Source organism: Pseudomonas sp. S49 (genome assembly GCF_009866785.1).
In the GTDB taxonomy this organism is placed as follows: Bacteria; Pseudomonadota; Gammaproteobacteria; order Pseudomonadales; family Pseudomonadaceae; genus Aquipseudomonas.
On sequence record NZ_CP019432.1, the window covers coordinates 5384731 to 5398819 of the forward strand.

Annotated in this window: 12 protein-coding genes; 4 read left to right on the forward strand and 8 right to left on the reverse strand. The window is 59.9% G+C overall.

All coding sequences use genetic code 11. From position 1 onward, the window contains the following. Positions 1-3: 3 nt before the first annotated feature. The 6 genes from PspS49_RS23630 to PspS49_RS23655 form a co-directional block, all read right to left on the reverse strand. Positions 4-1227 carry a hypothetical protein gene (locus PspS49_RS23630; protein WP_160041681.1) on the reverse strand — a complete coding sequence of 408 codons (1224 nt, stop codon included), beginning with the start codon at positions 1225-1227 and terminating at the stop codon, positions 4-6. Between the two features lie 19 nt (positions 1228-1246). Then, complete coding sequence (locus PspS49_RS23635) at positions 1247-1759, reverse strand: CS1 type fimbrial major subunit (RefSeq protein WP_174245082.1); 513 nt, start codon at positions 1757-1759, stop codon at positions 1247-1249. Between the two features lie 33 nt (positions 1760-1792). Further along, on the reverse strand, positions 1793-2536 hold the full coding sequence (locus tag PspS49_RS23640; protein WP_127929631.1) for a molecular chaperone: 744 nt from the start codon (positions 2534-2536) through the stop codon (positions 1793-1795). 44 nt (positions 2537-2580) lie between these two features. Next, positions 2581-3795, reverse strand: coding sequence for a hypothetical protein (locus tag PspS49_RS23645; RefSeq protein ID WP_150750432.1), 1215 nt, complete (start codon positions 3793-3795; stop codon positions 2581-2583). Positions 3796-3799: 4 nt separating this feature from the next. Next, positions 3800-6322, reverse strand: coding sequence for a CS1-pili formation C-terminal domain-containing protein (locus PspS49_RS23650; RefSeq protein WP_127929633.1), 2523 nt, complete (start codon positions 6320-6322; stop codon positions 3800-3802). A 123-nt stretch (positions 6323-6445) separates the two neighbouring features. Beyond that, positions 6446-6925 carry a CS1 type fimbrial major subunit gene (locus PspS49_RS23655; RefSeq protein WP_127929634.1) on the reverse strand — a complete coding sequence of 160 codons (480 nt, stop codon included), beginning with the start codon at positions 6923-6925 and terminating at the stop codon, positions 6446-6448. Between the two features lie 510 nt (positions 6926-7435). Between PspS49_RS23655 and PspS49_RS23660 the strand changes: the two genes are divergently transcribed. Both PspS49_RS23660 and PspS49_RS23665 read left to right on the forward strand, forming a co-directional pair. Beyond that, positions 7436-8011 (forward strand): PadR family transcriptional regulator, encoded by a 576-nt coding sequence (locus tag PspS49_RS23660; RefSeq protein WP_127929635.1) that lies wholly within the window; start codon positions 7436-7438, stop codon positions 8009-8011. Further along, positions 8008-8796, forward strand: a complete 789-nt coding sequence (locus PspS49_RS23665; protein WP_127929636.1) for a siderophore-interacting protein — start codon at positions 8008-8010, stop codon at positions 8794-8796. The genes PspS49_RS23660 and PspS49_RS23665 overlap by 4 nt, the downstream gene beginning before the upstream one ends. A gap of 102 nt (positions 8797-8898) precedes the next feature. Here PspS49_RS23665 and PspS49_RS23670 read toward each other — a convergent pair whose 3' ends face one another. Both PspS49_RS23670 and PspS49_RS23675 read right to left on the reverse strand, forming a co-directional pair. Then, positions 8899-9540 carry a Pr6Pr family membrane protein gene (locus tag PspS49_RS23670; RefSeq protein ID WP_160041684.1) on the reverse strand — a complete coding sequence of 214 codons (642 nt, stop codon included), beginning with the start codon at positions 9538-9540 and terminating at the stop codon, positions 8899-8901. Between the two features lies 1 nt (position 9541). Continuing rightward, complete coding sequence (locus PspS49_RS23675; RefSeq protein WP_007916799.1) at positions 9542-9772, reverse strand: VF530 family protein; 231 nt, start codon at positions 9770-9772, stop codon at positions 9542-9544. 300 nt (positions 9773-10072) lie between these two features. On the opposite strand from PspS49_RS23675, the gene PspS49_RS23680 reads away from it, so the two are divergent. After that, on the forward strand, positions 10073-11434 hold the full coding sequence (locus PspS49_RS23680) for a carbohydrate porin (RefSeq protein ID WP_160041686.1): 1362 nt from the start codon (positions 10073-10075) through the stop codon (positions 11432-11434). Between the two features lie 217 nt (positions 11435-11651). After that, positions 11652-14063 carry a glucose/quinate/shikimate family membrane-bound PQQ-dependent dehydrogenase gene (locus PspS49_RS23685; protein WP_150750436.1) on the forward strand — a complete coding sequence of 804 codons (2412 nt, stop codon included), beginning with the start codon at positions 11652-11654 and terminating at the stop codon, positions 14061-14063. Positions 14064-14089 lie beyond the last annotated feature (26 nt).

A 14089-nucleotide genomic window follows, 5' to 3' on the forward strand; every position in this document is an offset into this window, starting at 1 on the left:
TGCCTAACCGGTTTCCGAATCCCAGATCACCGTGATATTGCCTTTATAGGGCCGGCCTTTGGCGTTGTTGATCAGCCAATCGGTCCAGTCTTTGCTTATTTCGAAGTGCAGTGTTGCGGGCCTGCGATCAACATAAAAACCCGGTTTAAACACCGGACTGGTGTCACGACGCAACGGGAAACGCCTGACCGCCTGACCAGCGCTGTCAGTCAAGCCGTTGGGCAAGCTGACGCTGACGTCGACGCCACCCGCGTAACCGGTCTCGCGATCCAGAATGGCACAACCTGTCCCCGTGCCCAGTTCATGTTCGCACTCAAGCTTCATGGTGAACTGCGACGACGCGGAGATATGGAAAAGCTGATCGCGGTAAAGCCGCACCGGTTTGCGCCCGCTCTCCAGCCAGCTGCGCCAGCCGCCCTGAGGCTCCAGCACGATGTGGTTACCCCCGGGCGGAATATCCACTTTCAGGGTGTGCTGAACGTCCAGCACGAAGTCCAGAGTAAGGTTGCTGTCGTCGGCCTGCATCAATGACCCCATGTCAAAATCGCCGCCGGGCCCGAGGGTGTAAGTCAATGAGCCGACATAGCGACCGGAGGCCATGCCCAGTGGATTGGGCGTGAGCAGTTCGTAGGCGAAATCCAGCGTATCGAAAGACATCGATGGAATGTGGTACGCCGGGATCTTCGCGCACATGGCATCAAACGGGGTTTTCCAGAAGAAGCGGAAGGTTTCCGGACCATGTTCGGCAACGCCGCTGTAGGTGCAAGGACGGGCAACACCATTCACCCAACTGTCCGTGGTCCACAGCCTGCCATGCGCTTCAAGTGGCGTGCTGCCGCCTGCCAGGCGCATTGCCGGATGGCTCAGCACATAATTGGAGCCGAGCCCGGTGATGCGCACCGCGAGCGTTTCCGTGGCTTGCGTTTGCGTATGGGTCACGGTCAGCTGGCTCCAGCGGACGGGGGCCTTGACTCCGACCGAGTCGCCGATGCCGACGTAGCGAGTCGAAGTGAAACGCGCCGGTACACGAATACTGAACATGCGGAAGTTGGCGCACTCGGTCGGATGTGTCTGGCAATAACCGCTGTTTGGCGTCTGGTTAACGAACGCGTTGTTGTTCGGTTTGGACGAATCGGGCTGAAACAACGCCCGGATCTCCTGATTCAGTGCCAGCGCCTCGGGGACGTTCATTATCAGCAGGCACAGCAGCAAGATGATTTTCTTCATGATTCAACTCGCCTGACGGTCACGGTTCTGACTCCCCGGCTGGCGCGGCGGCACTGAACATCAGCAACACATTGCCGCTGTAATCACCCGAACGATAGCCGCCCTGCGGCTCGATCGGCTCGATTTTCAACGCCACGCGCTTGCCGCCAGCAGCCTCCTCCTTCGAGACCACTTGCTGAGGAATAATGTGTGAACTGAGCACGACGTCATTGAACGTGACCCGCAGCATGATCACCTCATTCGGCCGGCCATTTTCCAGATAGGGCTCAAAGAGCAGGCGTGCATCGATGGCGCTGCTGTCATGGCGCACGTCAAAGTTTTTCTCCAGGCTGCCGAGGGTTGCCTTGGGGTAATCCCAGAACAGCTGTTGCGGCCGGTGAATCCAGTCCGGCTCGGCCGGAATGACATAAAAGGGCCGGCTGGGAATGGTCAGGGACACCTCGAAGGTGTGCTCTTCCCGGGCCGCCCACGCCAGCGCGCCGGTCAGCCCGGTGGCGACCATCAGCGCGGCGACGGTGCATTGCTTGATCATGTTGATTACCCGATGCGTCAATGGAAACAGACCCTAGCGACTCGCGATCTTCACGTTTTTTTTGTCGCTGCCTTCGATCAGGAAGAAGCGGTATTCGCGCCCCTTTTCCTTATCGAAAGCGAACGTCTTGCCCGCCAGCACATGGTGCTTGGTGGTCGCACCGCAGTCGGATTCCTTGCTCAGCGAGCAGCTTTTGAACTCGTCGACGACGATCACCGTATTGCCGTTGTTGCGCAGTTCGTAGCGGCTGGCGCTGTCATTGATCAGCGTGTCGAAACGCGCGTCTTTTGGCCGCACGAAAAAGATCGTGCCAAACCCGGTCATCACGTTGACCCCGGCCGACAGGGAGTTTTTATAGTCCTCGCGCTCTTCGTTGCTGACCACGAATTCGTCTTCCTTCTCCGGCACCACCGGCACGAAGCGCACGCGAAAATAGCGCTCGCGATCACGCTCGCCCATGTACAGCAGACGCGTGCCCTGCATGCCCTGCGCCGGCACGATCAGCCGCGCGGGACTGGCCATCAGGCCATTGCGCGAGGCACCGTCGGCCGCGTTTTGCACAGCGATTTCCTGCGAAGTACCGTCGGCGCCGTAGACGATTTCCAGCACGTTGACCTTGACGAACGCGGTGGCATCGCCGCTATTGAAGACACGTTTGAGGTAGGTACTTTTATCGGCGTCGAGATAGTCGTACACGGTGCCGACATTGATCTGCGGACCGGCCTGGGCGGTCAGACAAAACACGCTGAGCACGCCCAGCAGAAAACCACGGTTCATCGTTTTCAACTCCCTGAAATTTGAGTAAGGCCTCGCTCGGACGGTCATACGTCCGAGTCCCAGATAATGGTGATGTTGCCGCGCAGCCGGTCGGTCTTGCCGGGCCGCAGAAGAAAATCGATAGCGAAGGGGGTCATTTCGAACAGCAGCGAACCTGGCTTGCGGTCGACATAGATACCGGGCTGGTAGGGTCCCGCCCAATGGTTGAAACTCAGAGGCGACCGGGTGACATTGCCACCGCCTGGGCCGCTGATGCCTGGCGGTAACGTCAGGAAGACTTCGACCTCAGTGGAATCGCCCTTCGGGCTCCCCAACTTGCATGCCGTTCCGCCAGTGGAATTGCACAACATCAATACCTTGAAGCGCGATGACGCCGAGATATAAAACGGTTGATCGCGAAAAATCCGCGTTGGTTTGCGACCACTGTCCATCCAGCGCGCCCACCCGCCTTCAGGTTCCAGAGAGACGTTGTTGCCACCGGGCGGCAGGTCGATCTTGAGGGTGTGCTGTACGTCGAGGACGAAGTCGAGGGTCAGGTTGCCGTCGTCCGGTTGAAACGCAGCTCCCATATCGAAATCGCCACCGGGGCCCATGATGTAAGAGAGCGATCCGGTATAGAGACCGCTGGTCATACCCAGCGGATTAGGCGTTTTCAGCTCATAGGCGAAATCGATCTTGTCGTAGTACATCGATGGGATGGTGAACGCAGCAGTCTTGGTGCAAGACGCCTGAACGGGGGTATGCCAGAAAAAACGATACGTGGAAGGGGAATAGCCTGCCAGGCCACTACCGAGGCAAGGCGCCGGTGCATAAAGCCAACCGGAGCCGGACGTCCAGAGAATGTCATGGCCTGTGGGAGCGGGCACACCCGTCAACTTTTCCACCGAATCGCTCAAGACAAATCTGGAGCCGATGCCGGTGATGCGTACCTCGACGACCTCGGTTTCCTGAGTATCCTGGTTGGTGACCGTCAACCGCCGCCAGTCCGCAGGAACTCGCAGCGAGACATCATCACCGCGCGCGAGCTCGCGAGTTGAACTGTAACGAATGGGCAACTCGATGCTGAACATGTTGTTGGCCGCACATTGCGGGGGAAAGTTCACGCAATACCCGCTATTGGGCGTCTGGTTAACGAACAGGTTCTTGGACGGCTGCGCAGGGTCGGGCTGAAACAACGCACGAATTTCCTGATTCACGGCCTGCGCCGGCGACACGCTGAGCGCCAATGCCACTGCGCAACCGGTTGCAATTATTCTCATAGGATCAACCCGCCTTCTGTTCAGTGGTCGTGACATCGGCCAGGGTGTCCGGCGTACAGCGCAGGTCACCGATCATCAGCACGTTGTTTTCACTGCGATGGTCGGCCTCGTTGAGGCGGAACTGGCACAGCAACTGATTGCCCTGACGGACTTCCAGAGTCGGCGAGCCGGCGTTCATTTCCATCGAAAAGAACCCGTCGACCTCGGTCACGCCACGGCTGGCGTGGTTGATCACGTGATGCCCCTTGAGCGGCTGCCCCTGCGCATCGACCAGGCGGCCGAGTACGGTCAGGGTTTTCATCACGCGGACCTTGCGATACTCCACGCCGCCCTTGTTCAGGTGATAACGCGTGCGCGCCGGCTCGATCGTCGCCGCTGGCACGTTGTTGCCCTCGAAATCGAAACTCACCGAGCTGTTCTGGTAGGCGGTGATCGGTATGAAATTGCGCCCCGGCTTCAATGCCGCGCCGCCGCCGCTGTAATCATCGGCACGCAGCGCGATGTCCTCGATGTCCGACTCGACGTCGACAATCATCCCGGCGCCACGCACTTCGCTCTGGCTGGTCATGAGCATCTGCTGCCCCCCCACCACCAGCGTGCTGTCGACGTTGAGGCCGCCGGTGAAATTGCCGTTGTACGAGGAGCGCTGAACGAAGGCGTCGCCGTTGACCGCATCGGTGCGGAAATTGGCCAGGCTGGACATGCCCACGCCATAGGTGTCGGTGAGCGCAGTGACCGAAACGCTTTGCAGCACGTGATCCTTGAGATCCTTGCGCCAGCCGAGGGAGGCGTTGTTATCGCGCGCGCCGTCCCGGGCAGTGCGCGAGCCGATACTGCCGGTAATCTGCTCGCCGGGTGCACCGAGTGCCATGTTGATGCTCAGATCGACGCCGCGATTGCGCGCATCGCCACTGCTGTAACTGCCCGGCCGATCGAACAGCGACAAGCGCCAACTGGCATCGCTGCCCAGCACCACCGTGCGCTGGGTCCAGCCCAGATCCACGCCCATGCCTTCGACATTGCCCTCGCTGTGCGAGACCCGTGCGTTGACCGAACTCTTGCTGCTGATGCGATGGTTAAGCGCCAGCGACGAATTGCTGGCCTGGCCGATAAACACATTGCGCGGCCGCACGCGGGTACCGTCGGGTAACGTGTCGTAGGTATTGGTGGTGTCGAGCCAACTGCGGTTGTGGCTGACGACGATACTGCCGGCGCCATAGTTGTAGAGGCTTTGCAGATCGAGACCGGTGCCGTAATCCTCGGTCTTGTAGACGTTGGCGTAGAGGCTGACGTGATTGGCCAGGGTCCAGTCGATGGACGTGCCGTATTGCAGTTTTTCACGGATCTGCCGCGCCGACAGGCCAAGGATCACCCGCGGGTGCAGCAGGTAGTTGACCGCCGCGCCCGCCGTCGGCTTGCCGCTGGCCTGGGTATCCCAGTTGCTCAGCAGCTTCTGTTCTTCACCGGCGAATACGTTGTAGCGCCAGCGCTCGTCGAGGTTGCGCCAGTTGTTGGGCTTGTACACCAGCTCCTGGGTTGTCGACGTGATCTGGCCGTCTTCGATCAGACGCACTTCCACTTCATAGATACCGCCGGGCAGCGGCCGGGTGTCGAGGGTCTGCAACCCGGCCGGCACCGATTGCGTGTTGATCAGCAGGCCGTCGCGCCAAATCTCCACCGAACCCTGACGGTTGGCAGTGACATAGATCGGATAAACGCTGGGCATCGGGCTATTGATGGCCAGGCTGTCGGAGCTGCCATACATCACACCGACAGCGGTGTCGGGGCTGCTGCCGAACGTACGTGGCTGGCGCGTCAACCCTTCGGAATTGGGGGTGAAATAACCCAGACGGAAAAAACTGCCTTGCAGTTCGCGCTGGGTATGAAGCTCATGGACGGCGTGGTAGAGCTTGTCGTCCGGACCGCCGAGACGGGCCATTTGCAGATTGAGTGTCTGGCTCCAGTTGCCCAGGCTTGAGCTGGCCTCAAGACCGAAACGTCCACCGAGGTCCTGATCCTGACCGCCATTGAGATTGAGCTGATTGCGCACCATCAGGCCGCTGCTGCCGCCATCGGGCTGCTCGTAATAGCGCTTGGCAGCTACATCGCGTTCAGCGTTTTCGGTGACGAGCGACACCAGCGAGTTTTCCAGGTTGTAGTGCACCGCCAGAAACTGGTCCGGGCAGGAACCGCTGCACGCGCCCAAGGGCACGCCGGGTTTCAGATAGCTCGCCCATTTTTCCCGCTCGGCGGGGCCGAAACGGTTTTCGCTGGTATCGGTGAATTCCAGCAGGGTGATGCGATCATCACGGGACAACACCACCATGGCCTCACCCAGTGGTTGCTGATCGACTTCAACCCGTACCGCCAGCGGCACATCAAAGAAATGCTCCTCGAAATCCGCCGGCAAACCCTTGGCCTGCGCCAGCAGACTGCGGGGTGTGGTACCGGTGGAGTTGGAAGCCACAGCTGCGCTGGCACAAAACAACAGCGCAAGCGCAGCCGCGATGGGTGTCATCGGGAACATGAACGCGTACTCGGATAACAAACAATGGAAGTCCGTCGAGGCAAACAAAGCGTCAGCCCCGACGGTCAAGCGTCAACATTGAAGTTGGGCTTAGTGCCTGATCGATCGATCAAGTGACGGCTGTTATGGCGTCACGGCGTCGAAGATCATCGCCACGGCTCCGGTGTAATCACCTGGCTGGAAGTTGCTGCCCACGGCGCTGATGTTCAGCGGCGCACGGTAGTTGACGTCGGACTCGGCTTCACCCACGACCATTTGCGGAGTCAGGGTCAGTTCCTTGTTGTTGAACAGCACGCGCAGGTCGATAGAAGTACTGCCCGAGACCAGTTTTGGCAGGCTCTCCAGGCTGGCGTGTACCGAGCCATTATTGTTGCGCACATCGAAGAAGCCATTGACGTCGCGCATTTTGCCGGTGGTCGGCTGATAGCTCATGTCCTGGTCCTTGTTGACCAGATCCGGATCGGTCGGCACGACATAGAAACCGTTGGTCGGCACATGCGCGACAAGGCTGATCGAGTGCGACGCTTCACCGGCGGCGAATGCGCCAGTGGAACCCAGTGCCAGAAGAGCCAGTGGAGCGGCGATTGCGAATTTCTTGAACATCGTTATGTACCTGTTTTCTTGATAGGGGGATGAGCATTGAAAGTTCAAGACAAACACTGGCCGAATCGCTGCCCGGCTTGTTTCAGGTCAACTTGAACTTTCAATGCCGGAGCATCATCGGCTGTTAACTCTGGGAAGTAAGCAGGCAACTTCCGACAACCTCGTAGTTAAACAACCCCATGACCCGCAAGAAAAAAGAACAAAAAAACAATATTCGAAACAGCGACTGTAAGTTCCACCCTACAGACAGTTTAAGTTAAAAAACCATACAGCAACTTCGCCCTGCCAGCACGGCTCGCCTAGTGCAATTTAGAACATATGCTCTACAAAGAATAGAGTGATGACTTTAACTTTCAGGTTATTGCGCGCGCCGTTCGCCGGCAAAATCATCGCTTGCCTGGGTGGCAGGTTGCCGCTCGTCAGCCCGGATCACGGCTCGGGGAAAAACATCTTGCACCCGCCTTAAGATATATCTTAAGTTGTATCTAAACACGACGAGAGAAGACTGAAATGAGAGACCATCATTCCCCCCACCGCGAACACGGCGACGGCCGTGACGGCTTTGAGAAGCGCCCCGGACGTGAGCGCGGCGGCCGTGGCCCACGGGTATTCGCCCCCGGTGACCTGAAATTGCTGCTGCTCGCGCTGGTCGCCGAGCAGCCATGCCACGGCTACGACCTGATCCGCCAGATCGAAGGCATGTTCGACGGCGCGTATAGCCCAAGCCCCGGCGTGATCTACCCGACCCTGACCTTTCTCGAAGAGAGCGAACTGATCACCGGCGACGCCGAGGGCGGCAAAAAACGCTACAGCGTCACCGAGGCCGGTCGTTTGTCTTTGAGCGAACAAGCCGTTGCCCTCGACGGCGTGCGCATGCGCATCGATGTGAGCAAACGCTCCCTGCGCGGCCATGATCGGCCGCCGGAAATCCACGAGGCGGTGCACAACCTGCGCCATGCTTTGCAAATGCACCACGGCCGCTGGAGCGCGGCAGAAATCCTGCGTGTGCGTGACCTGCTCAACGACACCGCCAAAGCCATCGTCGACGGCCCTGCCGTTCAACCTGTTTCGGAGAAAAGCGAATGACTGCAGTCGATACCCAAACCATTCACCGCGTGATGCACGAAATCAAACGCCGCAAGCTTGAGGTGTTGCGCGTGGTCGACCTGACGCCACGCATGCGCCGCATCACCCTTGGCGGGCCGGAACTGGCCGGGTTTATCAGTCTGGGCACTGACGATCACGTCAAGCTGTTGTTCCCGCAGAACGCCGAGCAGGTGGCCGCACTCGAAACGATGGTGCTTGGCGCCGGCAAGGACGATGGGCCGAAGCCCGAAATGCGCGACTACACCCCGCGTCGTTACGACCTCGATGCGCTGGAACTGGACATCGATTTTGTTCTGCACGGTGACGGCCCTGCGTCGACCTGGGCCGAGCAAGCCAAACCGGGGCAATTCCTGCACATCGGCGGCCCGCGCGGTTCGATGATCGTGCCGGACATTTTCGACAGCTACTTGCTGATCGGCGATGAAACCGCCCTGCCCGCCATCGCCCGCCGCCTCGAAGGCCTGGCGGCCAATCGCAAGGCGCTGGTGGTGATCGAAGTGGAGAACGGCGCCGAGCAGCAAGTGCTGGAGAGTCCGGCGCAGGTCAATGTGATCTGGGTGTTGCGCGAAGGCAGCAAGGACAACCTGCTGGCGACGGTGAAGCAATTGCAGGTGCCCAAGGGCAATCTGTATGCGTGGGTTGCGACCGAAACGAAAGTCTCACGGCAGATTCGCCGGGTGCTGATCGATGAGCATGGGCTGGATGAGCAACTGATCAAAGCCGTCGGCTACTGGCGCGCCGAAGGCACTCCTGAAGAAGAGTGATATCCCTTGTAGGAGTGAGCCTGCTCGCGATAGCGGAGTGTCAGTCAATAAATTTGTAACTGTTCCACCGCCATCGCGAGCAGGCTCACTCCTACAAGTGCTTTAACTTCGTGCAAATCTCCAGCGGTCGAGACCAATGACCACCAAGCCAATCCCCACAAACCCCAGCAATATCCCCCCGGCATTGGCCAGCACCTGTGGATAACCCAACACCGCCACATCAATGAACGGGTACGCGTACGCGCCGAGCAAATGCCCGCGCAGCAAGGCGTAGATGAAATACACCAGCGGATAAATCAGCCACACCGGCAGATGCCACCAGCGCAAAGTGCCCTTGGGTACGCACGCCCACCAATAGCCCAGAAACAGCAGCGGCATCACGTCGTGCAGCAGTTCATCGGCAACAAATTGCCAACCTTCGGGATGCCACAAATGCCGCAGCAAAATGCTGTAGGCCAGTCCGACCACAGCAATGCTCACGGCAATCCCACTGCTGACCCACGGCTGCAAAAACCAGCGGCGCGCAGCGGATTCGCGCGCAGTCACGGCACAGGTCAGCACCGTCGCCACCAGCGTATTGGTCAGGATCGTGAAGTAGCTGAAAAAACTCACCAACCCGCCCAACAGGCTGGCGCCGACACTCAAGCGTGCGAAGAAAATCAGGTACAACTGAATGCCCAACCCCGCCCAGCCCAGTACGGCTGCGCAGGTGATCAGGCGACGACGCCAACAACCGGCGTCCATGTCAGAGCGGTCGCTTGGTGCGCATCAACTTAACGTACAGACGCTCGACCTTTTCCCGCGCCCACGGGGTTTTGCGCAGAAACGTCAGGCTCGACTTGATGCTCGGGTCGCTCTTGAAGCAGCGAATATCGATGCGCTCGGCCAGCCCCGACCATTCGTAATGGCTCACCAGCGCATTGAGGATCTGTTCGAGGGTCACGCCGTGCAGCGGATCGGGGGTTTGTTCGTTCATGCCAGGCCTTTGGGCGAAGTGAAAATGCAGAAGCCGCGCACCTTAGCCGAGGGGGTGATCGGGTGGAAGGCCTACCTTCAAATGTAGGCCAACCTGAAAAGATCGCAGGCATCCAACCGGCCGACAATGCGCCCGTTTGCCGCACTGTTACCGAATCCGAAACGCTGCATGTTCACAAAAGGCCTTTGTCTTTTTGTAACAGATCATTATCCTGCCGCCCTTCAGCTGAATCGCTTCACTGCCTGCGACTTATTGAAGCACTCAGCTCGCACCCCGAAAACACCAAAAAAAGACTTATCCATGCCCGATTTTTCCTTCTCCCGAGACAGCGCTATCTCAATCCTGCGCACCCTTGGCGGCTGCACCGCTCTTGGCCTCGCCACTTGCGCTCAAGCGGCGCCCGCGTTCGACAGTGAATCACCGTACATGCTCGGTGACTGGAACGGCACGCGCACCGAACTCTCGGAAAAAGGCTACGACTTCAAACTCGATTACACCGGTGAAATGGGCAGCAACCTGCATGGTGGCTATGACCATGACCGCACCGCGCGTTACAGCGATCAGTTCGGCCTCGGCACCCACCTCGACCTGCAAAAGATCCTCGGCTGGGACGACGCCGAGTTTCAACTGACCATCACCAAACGCAGCGGCAACAACATCAGCAACGACCGCATCAACGATCCGCGCGTCGGTGGTTTCACCTCGGCCCAGGAAGTCTGGGGCCGTGGCCAGACCACACGCCTGACGCAGATGTGGTACCAGCAGAAATTCTTCGATCAGAAACTCGACATCAAGGTCGGCCGTTTCGGCGAAGGCGAAGACTTCAACAGCTTCCCGTGCGACTTCCAGAACCTCGCGTTCTGCGGTTCGCAGGTCGGCAACTGGGTCGGCGGCATCTGGTACAACTGGCCGGTCAGCCAATGGGCGCTGCGCGTCAAATATCACCTGACCCCGGAGCTGTACGCACAGGTCGGCGCCTACGAGCAGAACCCGTCGAACCTCGATCGCGGCAACGGCTTCAAACTCAGCGGCAGCGGCACCCAGGGCGCGATCCTGCCGATCGAACTGGTGTGGACGCCGAAGCTCAACGGCCTGCCGGGCGAATACCGCGCGGGTTACTACTACAGCAACGCCAAGGCCAGCGACGTCTATAAAGACAGCCACGGCCAACCGGCGGCTCTCAGCGGCGAAGCCTACCGCAGCGCGTCGAGCAAACACGGCGTGTGGCTGGGTATTCAGCAGCAAATCACCAGCGTCGCCAGCGATAACAGTCGCGGCTTGAGCGTGTTCGCCAACGGCACGATGCACGACAAGAAAACCAACGCGATCGACAACTACGTGCAGGCCGGCATCACCTACAAAGGCCCGTTCGACGCGCGCGCCAAGGATGACATCGGTTTCGCCCTCGCCCGCGTGCACGTCAACCCGGCCTTCCGCAAAAACGCCGAAGCGAGCAACCGTGCCAATGCGGTCTACGACTATGACGATCCGTCCTTCCTGCCGCCGCAAGACACCGAATACAGCGCCGAGCTGTATTACGGCGTGCATGTAACGAACTGGCTGACCGTACGCCCGAACCTGCAATACATCCGCCACCCCGGTGGCGTGAACAACGTCGACGACGCCCTGATCGGCGGGATCAAGATCCAGTCCTCGTTCTAGAAAACCGCTGAGATCCAATGTGGGAGCGAGCCTGCTCGCGAAAGCAATTTCAACTTCACCAACGAAGTCGTCTGACACACCGCTTTCGCGAGCAGGCTCGCTCCCACAGGAAATTTCGTTAGCTAGACAAGTTTTTATCTGAACCATGCCTGTGCCAAATCGTCATCTAAAGTGACTACAGCGCGGGACTACATAAAACGTCACGGAGAATCACACTATGAGCACCGAAAGTGCTTCGAGTCGGGGCCGTTTGCTACCGAGCCTGCTCGGCATTCTGCTTCTACTGATGGGCCTGGCCATGTTGGCCGGTGGGGTCAAGCTGAGCATGCTCGGCGGCTCGCTGTACTACCTGCTGGCCGGTATCGGCATCGCGCTGTCCGGCATTCTGATGCTGATGCGCCGTCGCGCGGCGCTGGGCCTGTACGCCATCGTTCTGTTCGCCAGCACCGTCTGGGCGCTGTGGGAAGTCGGTCTGGACTGGTGGCAACTGGTGCCACGTCTGGCCCTGTGGTTCGTCCTCGGCTTCGTGATGTTGCTGCCGTGGTTCCGTCGTCCGCTGCTGCTTGACGGCCCGGCGCCGCTGGGCACTGGCGGTCTGACCGTCGCCGTGGTGCTGGCCGGCGTTACCGCTCTGGCCAGCCTGTTCACCCACCCGGGCGAAACCTTCGGCGAGCTGGGCCGCGACACTGCGGACACCACCAGCACCGCGCCAGCCATGCCCGATGGCGACTGGCAGGCCTATGGCCGCACCGAGTTCGGTGACCGTTACTCGCCGCTGAAGCAGATCACCCCGGCCAACGTCGGCAAGCTGCAAGAAGCCTGGCGCATCCAGACCGGCGACCTGCCGACCGCAGATGACCCGGTCGAGTTGACCAACGAAAACACCCCGCTGAAAGCCAACGGCATGATCTATGCCTGCACCGCGCACAGCAAAGTGTTGGCTCTGGACCCGGACACCGGCAAAGAACTGTGGCGCTTCGACCCGCAGATCAAGAGCCCGGTCGGCTTCAAAGGCTTCGCCCACATGACCTGCCGTGGCGTGTCGTACTACGACGAAGCCGCGTACGCGAAAACTGAAAACGCAGCTTCGGCGGTGATTTCCGAAGCCGGCAAAGCCGTTGCTCAGGCCTGCCCGCGTCGTCTGTACCTGCCAACCGCTGATGCCCGTCTGATCGCCCTGAACGCCGACACCGGCAAGATCTGCGAAGGCTTCGGCAACAAAGGCGTGGTTGACCTGACCCAAGGCATCGGCCCGTTCACCGCTGGCGGCTACTACTCCACCTCGCCAGCGGCGATTACCCGTGATCTGGTGATCATGGGCGGTCACGTGACCGACAACGAATCGACCAACGAGCCATCGGGCGTGATCCGCGCCTTCGACGTGCGCGACGGTCACCTCGTATGGAACTGGGACAGCGACAAGCCAGACGCCACCGAGCCATTGGCACCGGGCGAAACCTACAGCCGCAACTCGGCCAACATGTGGTCGCTGGCCAGCGTCGACGAAAAACTCGGCATGGTCTACCTGCCACTGGGCAACCAGACCCCAGACCAGTGGGGCGCTGACCGCACCCCGGGCGCCGAGAAATTCAGCGCCGGCGTCGTAGCCCTCGACCTGGCCACCGGTAAAGTGCGCTGGAACTACCAGTTCACCCACCACGACCTGTGGGACATGGACGTTGGCAGCCAGCCAACCCTGCTCGACATGAAAACCGCCGACGGCGTGAAACCGGCGCTGATCGCCCCGACCAAACAGGGCAGCCTGTACGTCCTCGACCGTCGTGACGGCACGCCGATCATCCCGATCAAGGAAATCCCGGTACCGCAAGGCGCCGTGAAAGGCGACCACACTGCACCGACCCAGGCCCGTTCGGACCTCAACCTGCTGGCCCCGGAACTCACCGAAAAAGCCATGTGGGGCGCGAGCCCGTTCGACCAAATGCTGTGCCGCATCCAGTTCAAGGAACTGCGTTATGAAGGCCAGTACACCCCGCCGTCGGAACAGGGCAGCCTGATCTACCCGGGTAACGTCGGCGTGTTCAACTGGGGCGGCGTCTCGGTCGATCCGGTTCGCCAAATGCTGTTCACCAGCCCGAACTACATGGCCTTCGTGTCGAAAATGGTGCCACGCGAGCAAGTCGCCGCCGGCAGCAAACGCGAAAGCGAAACCGCTGGCGTGCAACCGAACACCGGCGCGCCATACGCGGTGATCATGCACCCGTTCATGTCGCCATTCGGCGTACCGTGCCAGGCCCCGGCCTGGGGCTACGTCGCCGGTATCGACCTGACCACCAGCAAAGTCGTGTGGAAACGCAAGAACGGCACCAGCCGCGACAGCTCGCCAATCCCGATCGGCTTCACCTTGGGCGTCCCAAGCATGGGCGGCTCGATGGTGACTGCTGGCGGCGTCGGCTTCCTCAGCGGCACCCTCGACCAGTACCTGCGTGCGTACGACGTGAACAGCGGTAAAGAGTTGTGGAAATCGCGTCTGCCAGCAGGTGGCCAAGCGACTCCGATGACCTACACCGGCAAGGACGGCAAGCAATACGTGCTGCTGGTTGTCGGCGGTCACGGTTCGCTGGGCACCAAAATGGGTGACTACGTGATTGCGTACAAACTGCCGGAATAAGATTTAGCGGCGGTAAATGAAAAGGC

What these genes read in the sequence shown, in the direction of transcription:
- PspS49_RS23630 (WP_160041681.1), bottom strand. Translation starts at nt 1,227, where the DNA reads ATGAAGAAAATCATCTTGCTGCTGTGCCTGCTGATAATGAACGTCCCC.
- PspS49_RS23635 (WP_174245082.1), bottom strand. Translation starts at nt 1,759, where the DNA reads ATGATCAAGCAATGCACCGTCGCCGCGCTGATGGTCGCCACCGGGCTG.
- PspS49_RS23640 (WP_127929631.1), bottom strand. Translation starts at nt 2,536, where the DNA reads ATGAACCGTGGTTTTCTGCTGGGCGTGCTCAGCGTGTTTTGTCTGACC.
- PspS49_RS23645 (WP_150750432.1), bottom strand. Translation starts at nt 3,795, where the DNA reads ATGAGAATAATTGCAACCGGTTGCGCAGTGGCATTGGCGCTCAGCGTG.
- PspS49_RS23650 (WP_127929633.1), bottom strand. Translation starts at nt 6,322, where the DNA reads ATGTTCCCGATGACACCCATCGCGGCTGCGCTTGCGCTGTTGTTTTGT.
- PspS49_RS23655 (WP_127929634.1), bottom strand. Translation starts at nt 6,925, where the DNA reads ATGTTCAAGAAATTCGCAATCGCCGCTCCACTGGCTCTTCTGGCACTG.
- PspS49_RS23660 (WP_127929635.1), top strand. Translation starts at nt 7,436, where the DNA reads ATGAGAGACCATCATTCCCCCCACCGCGAACACGGCGACGGCCGTGAC.
- PspS49_RS23665 (WP_127929636.1), top strand. Translation starts at nt 8,008, where the DNA reads ATGACTGCAGTCGATACCCAAACCATTCACCGCGTGATGCACGAAATC.
- PspS49_RS23670 (WP_160041684.1), bottom strand. Translation starts at nt 9,540, where the DNA reads ATGGACGCCGGTTGTTGGCGTCGTCGCCTGATCACCTGCGCAGCCGTA.
- PspS49_RS23675 (WP_007916799.1), bottom strand. Translation starts at nt 9,772, where the DNA reads ATGAACGAACAAACCCCCGATCCGCTGCACGGCGTGACCCTCGAACAG.
- PspS49_RS23680 (WP_160041686.1), top strand. Translation starts at nt 10,073, where the DNA reads ATGCCCGATTTTTCCTTCTCCCGAGACAGCGCTATCTCAATCCTGCGC.
- PspS49_RS23685 (WP_150750436.1), top strand. Translation starts at nt 11,652, where the DNA reads ATGAGCACCGAAAGTGCTTCGAGTCGGGGCCGTTTGCTACCGAGCCTG.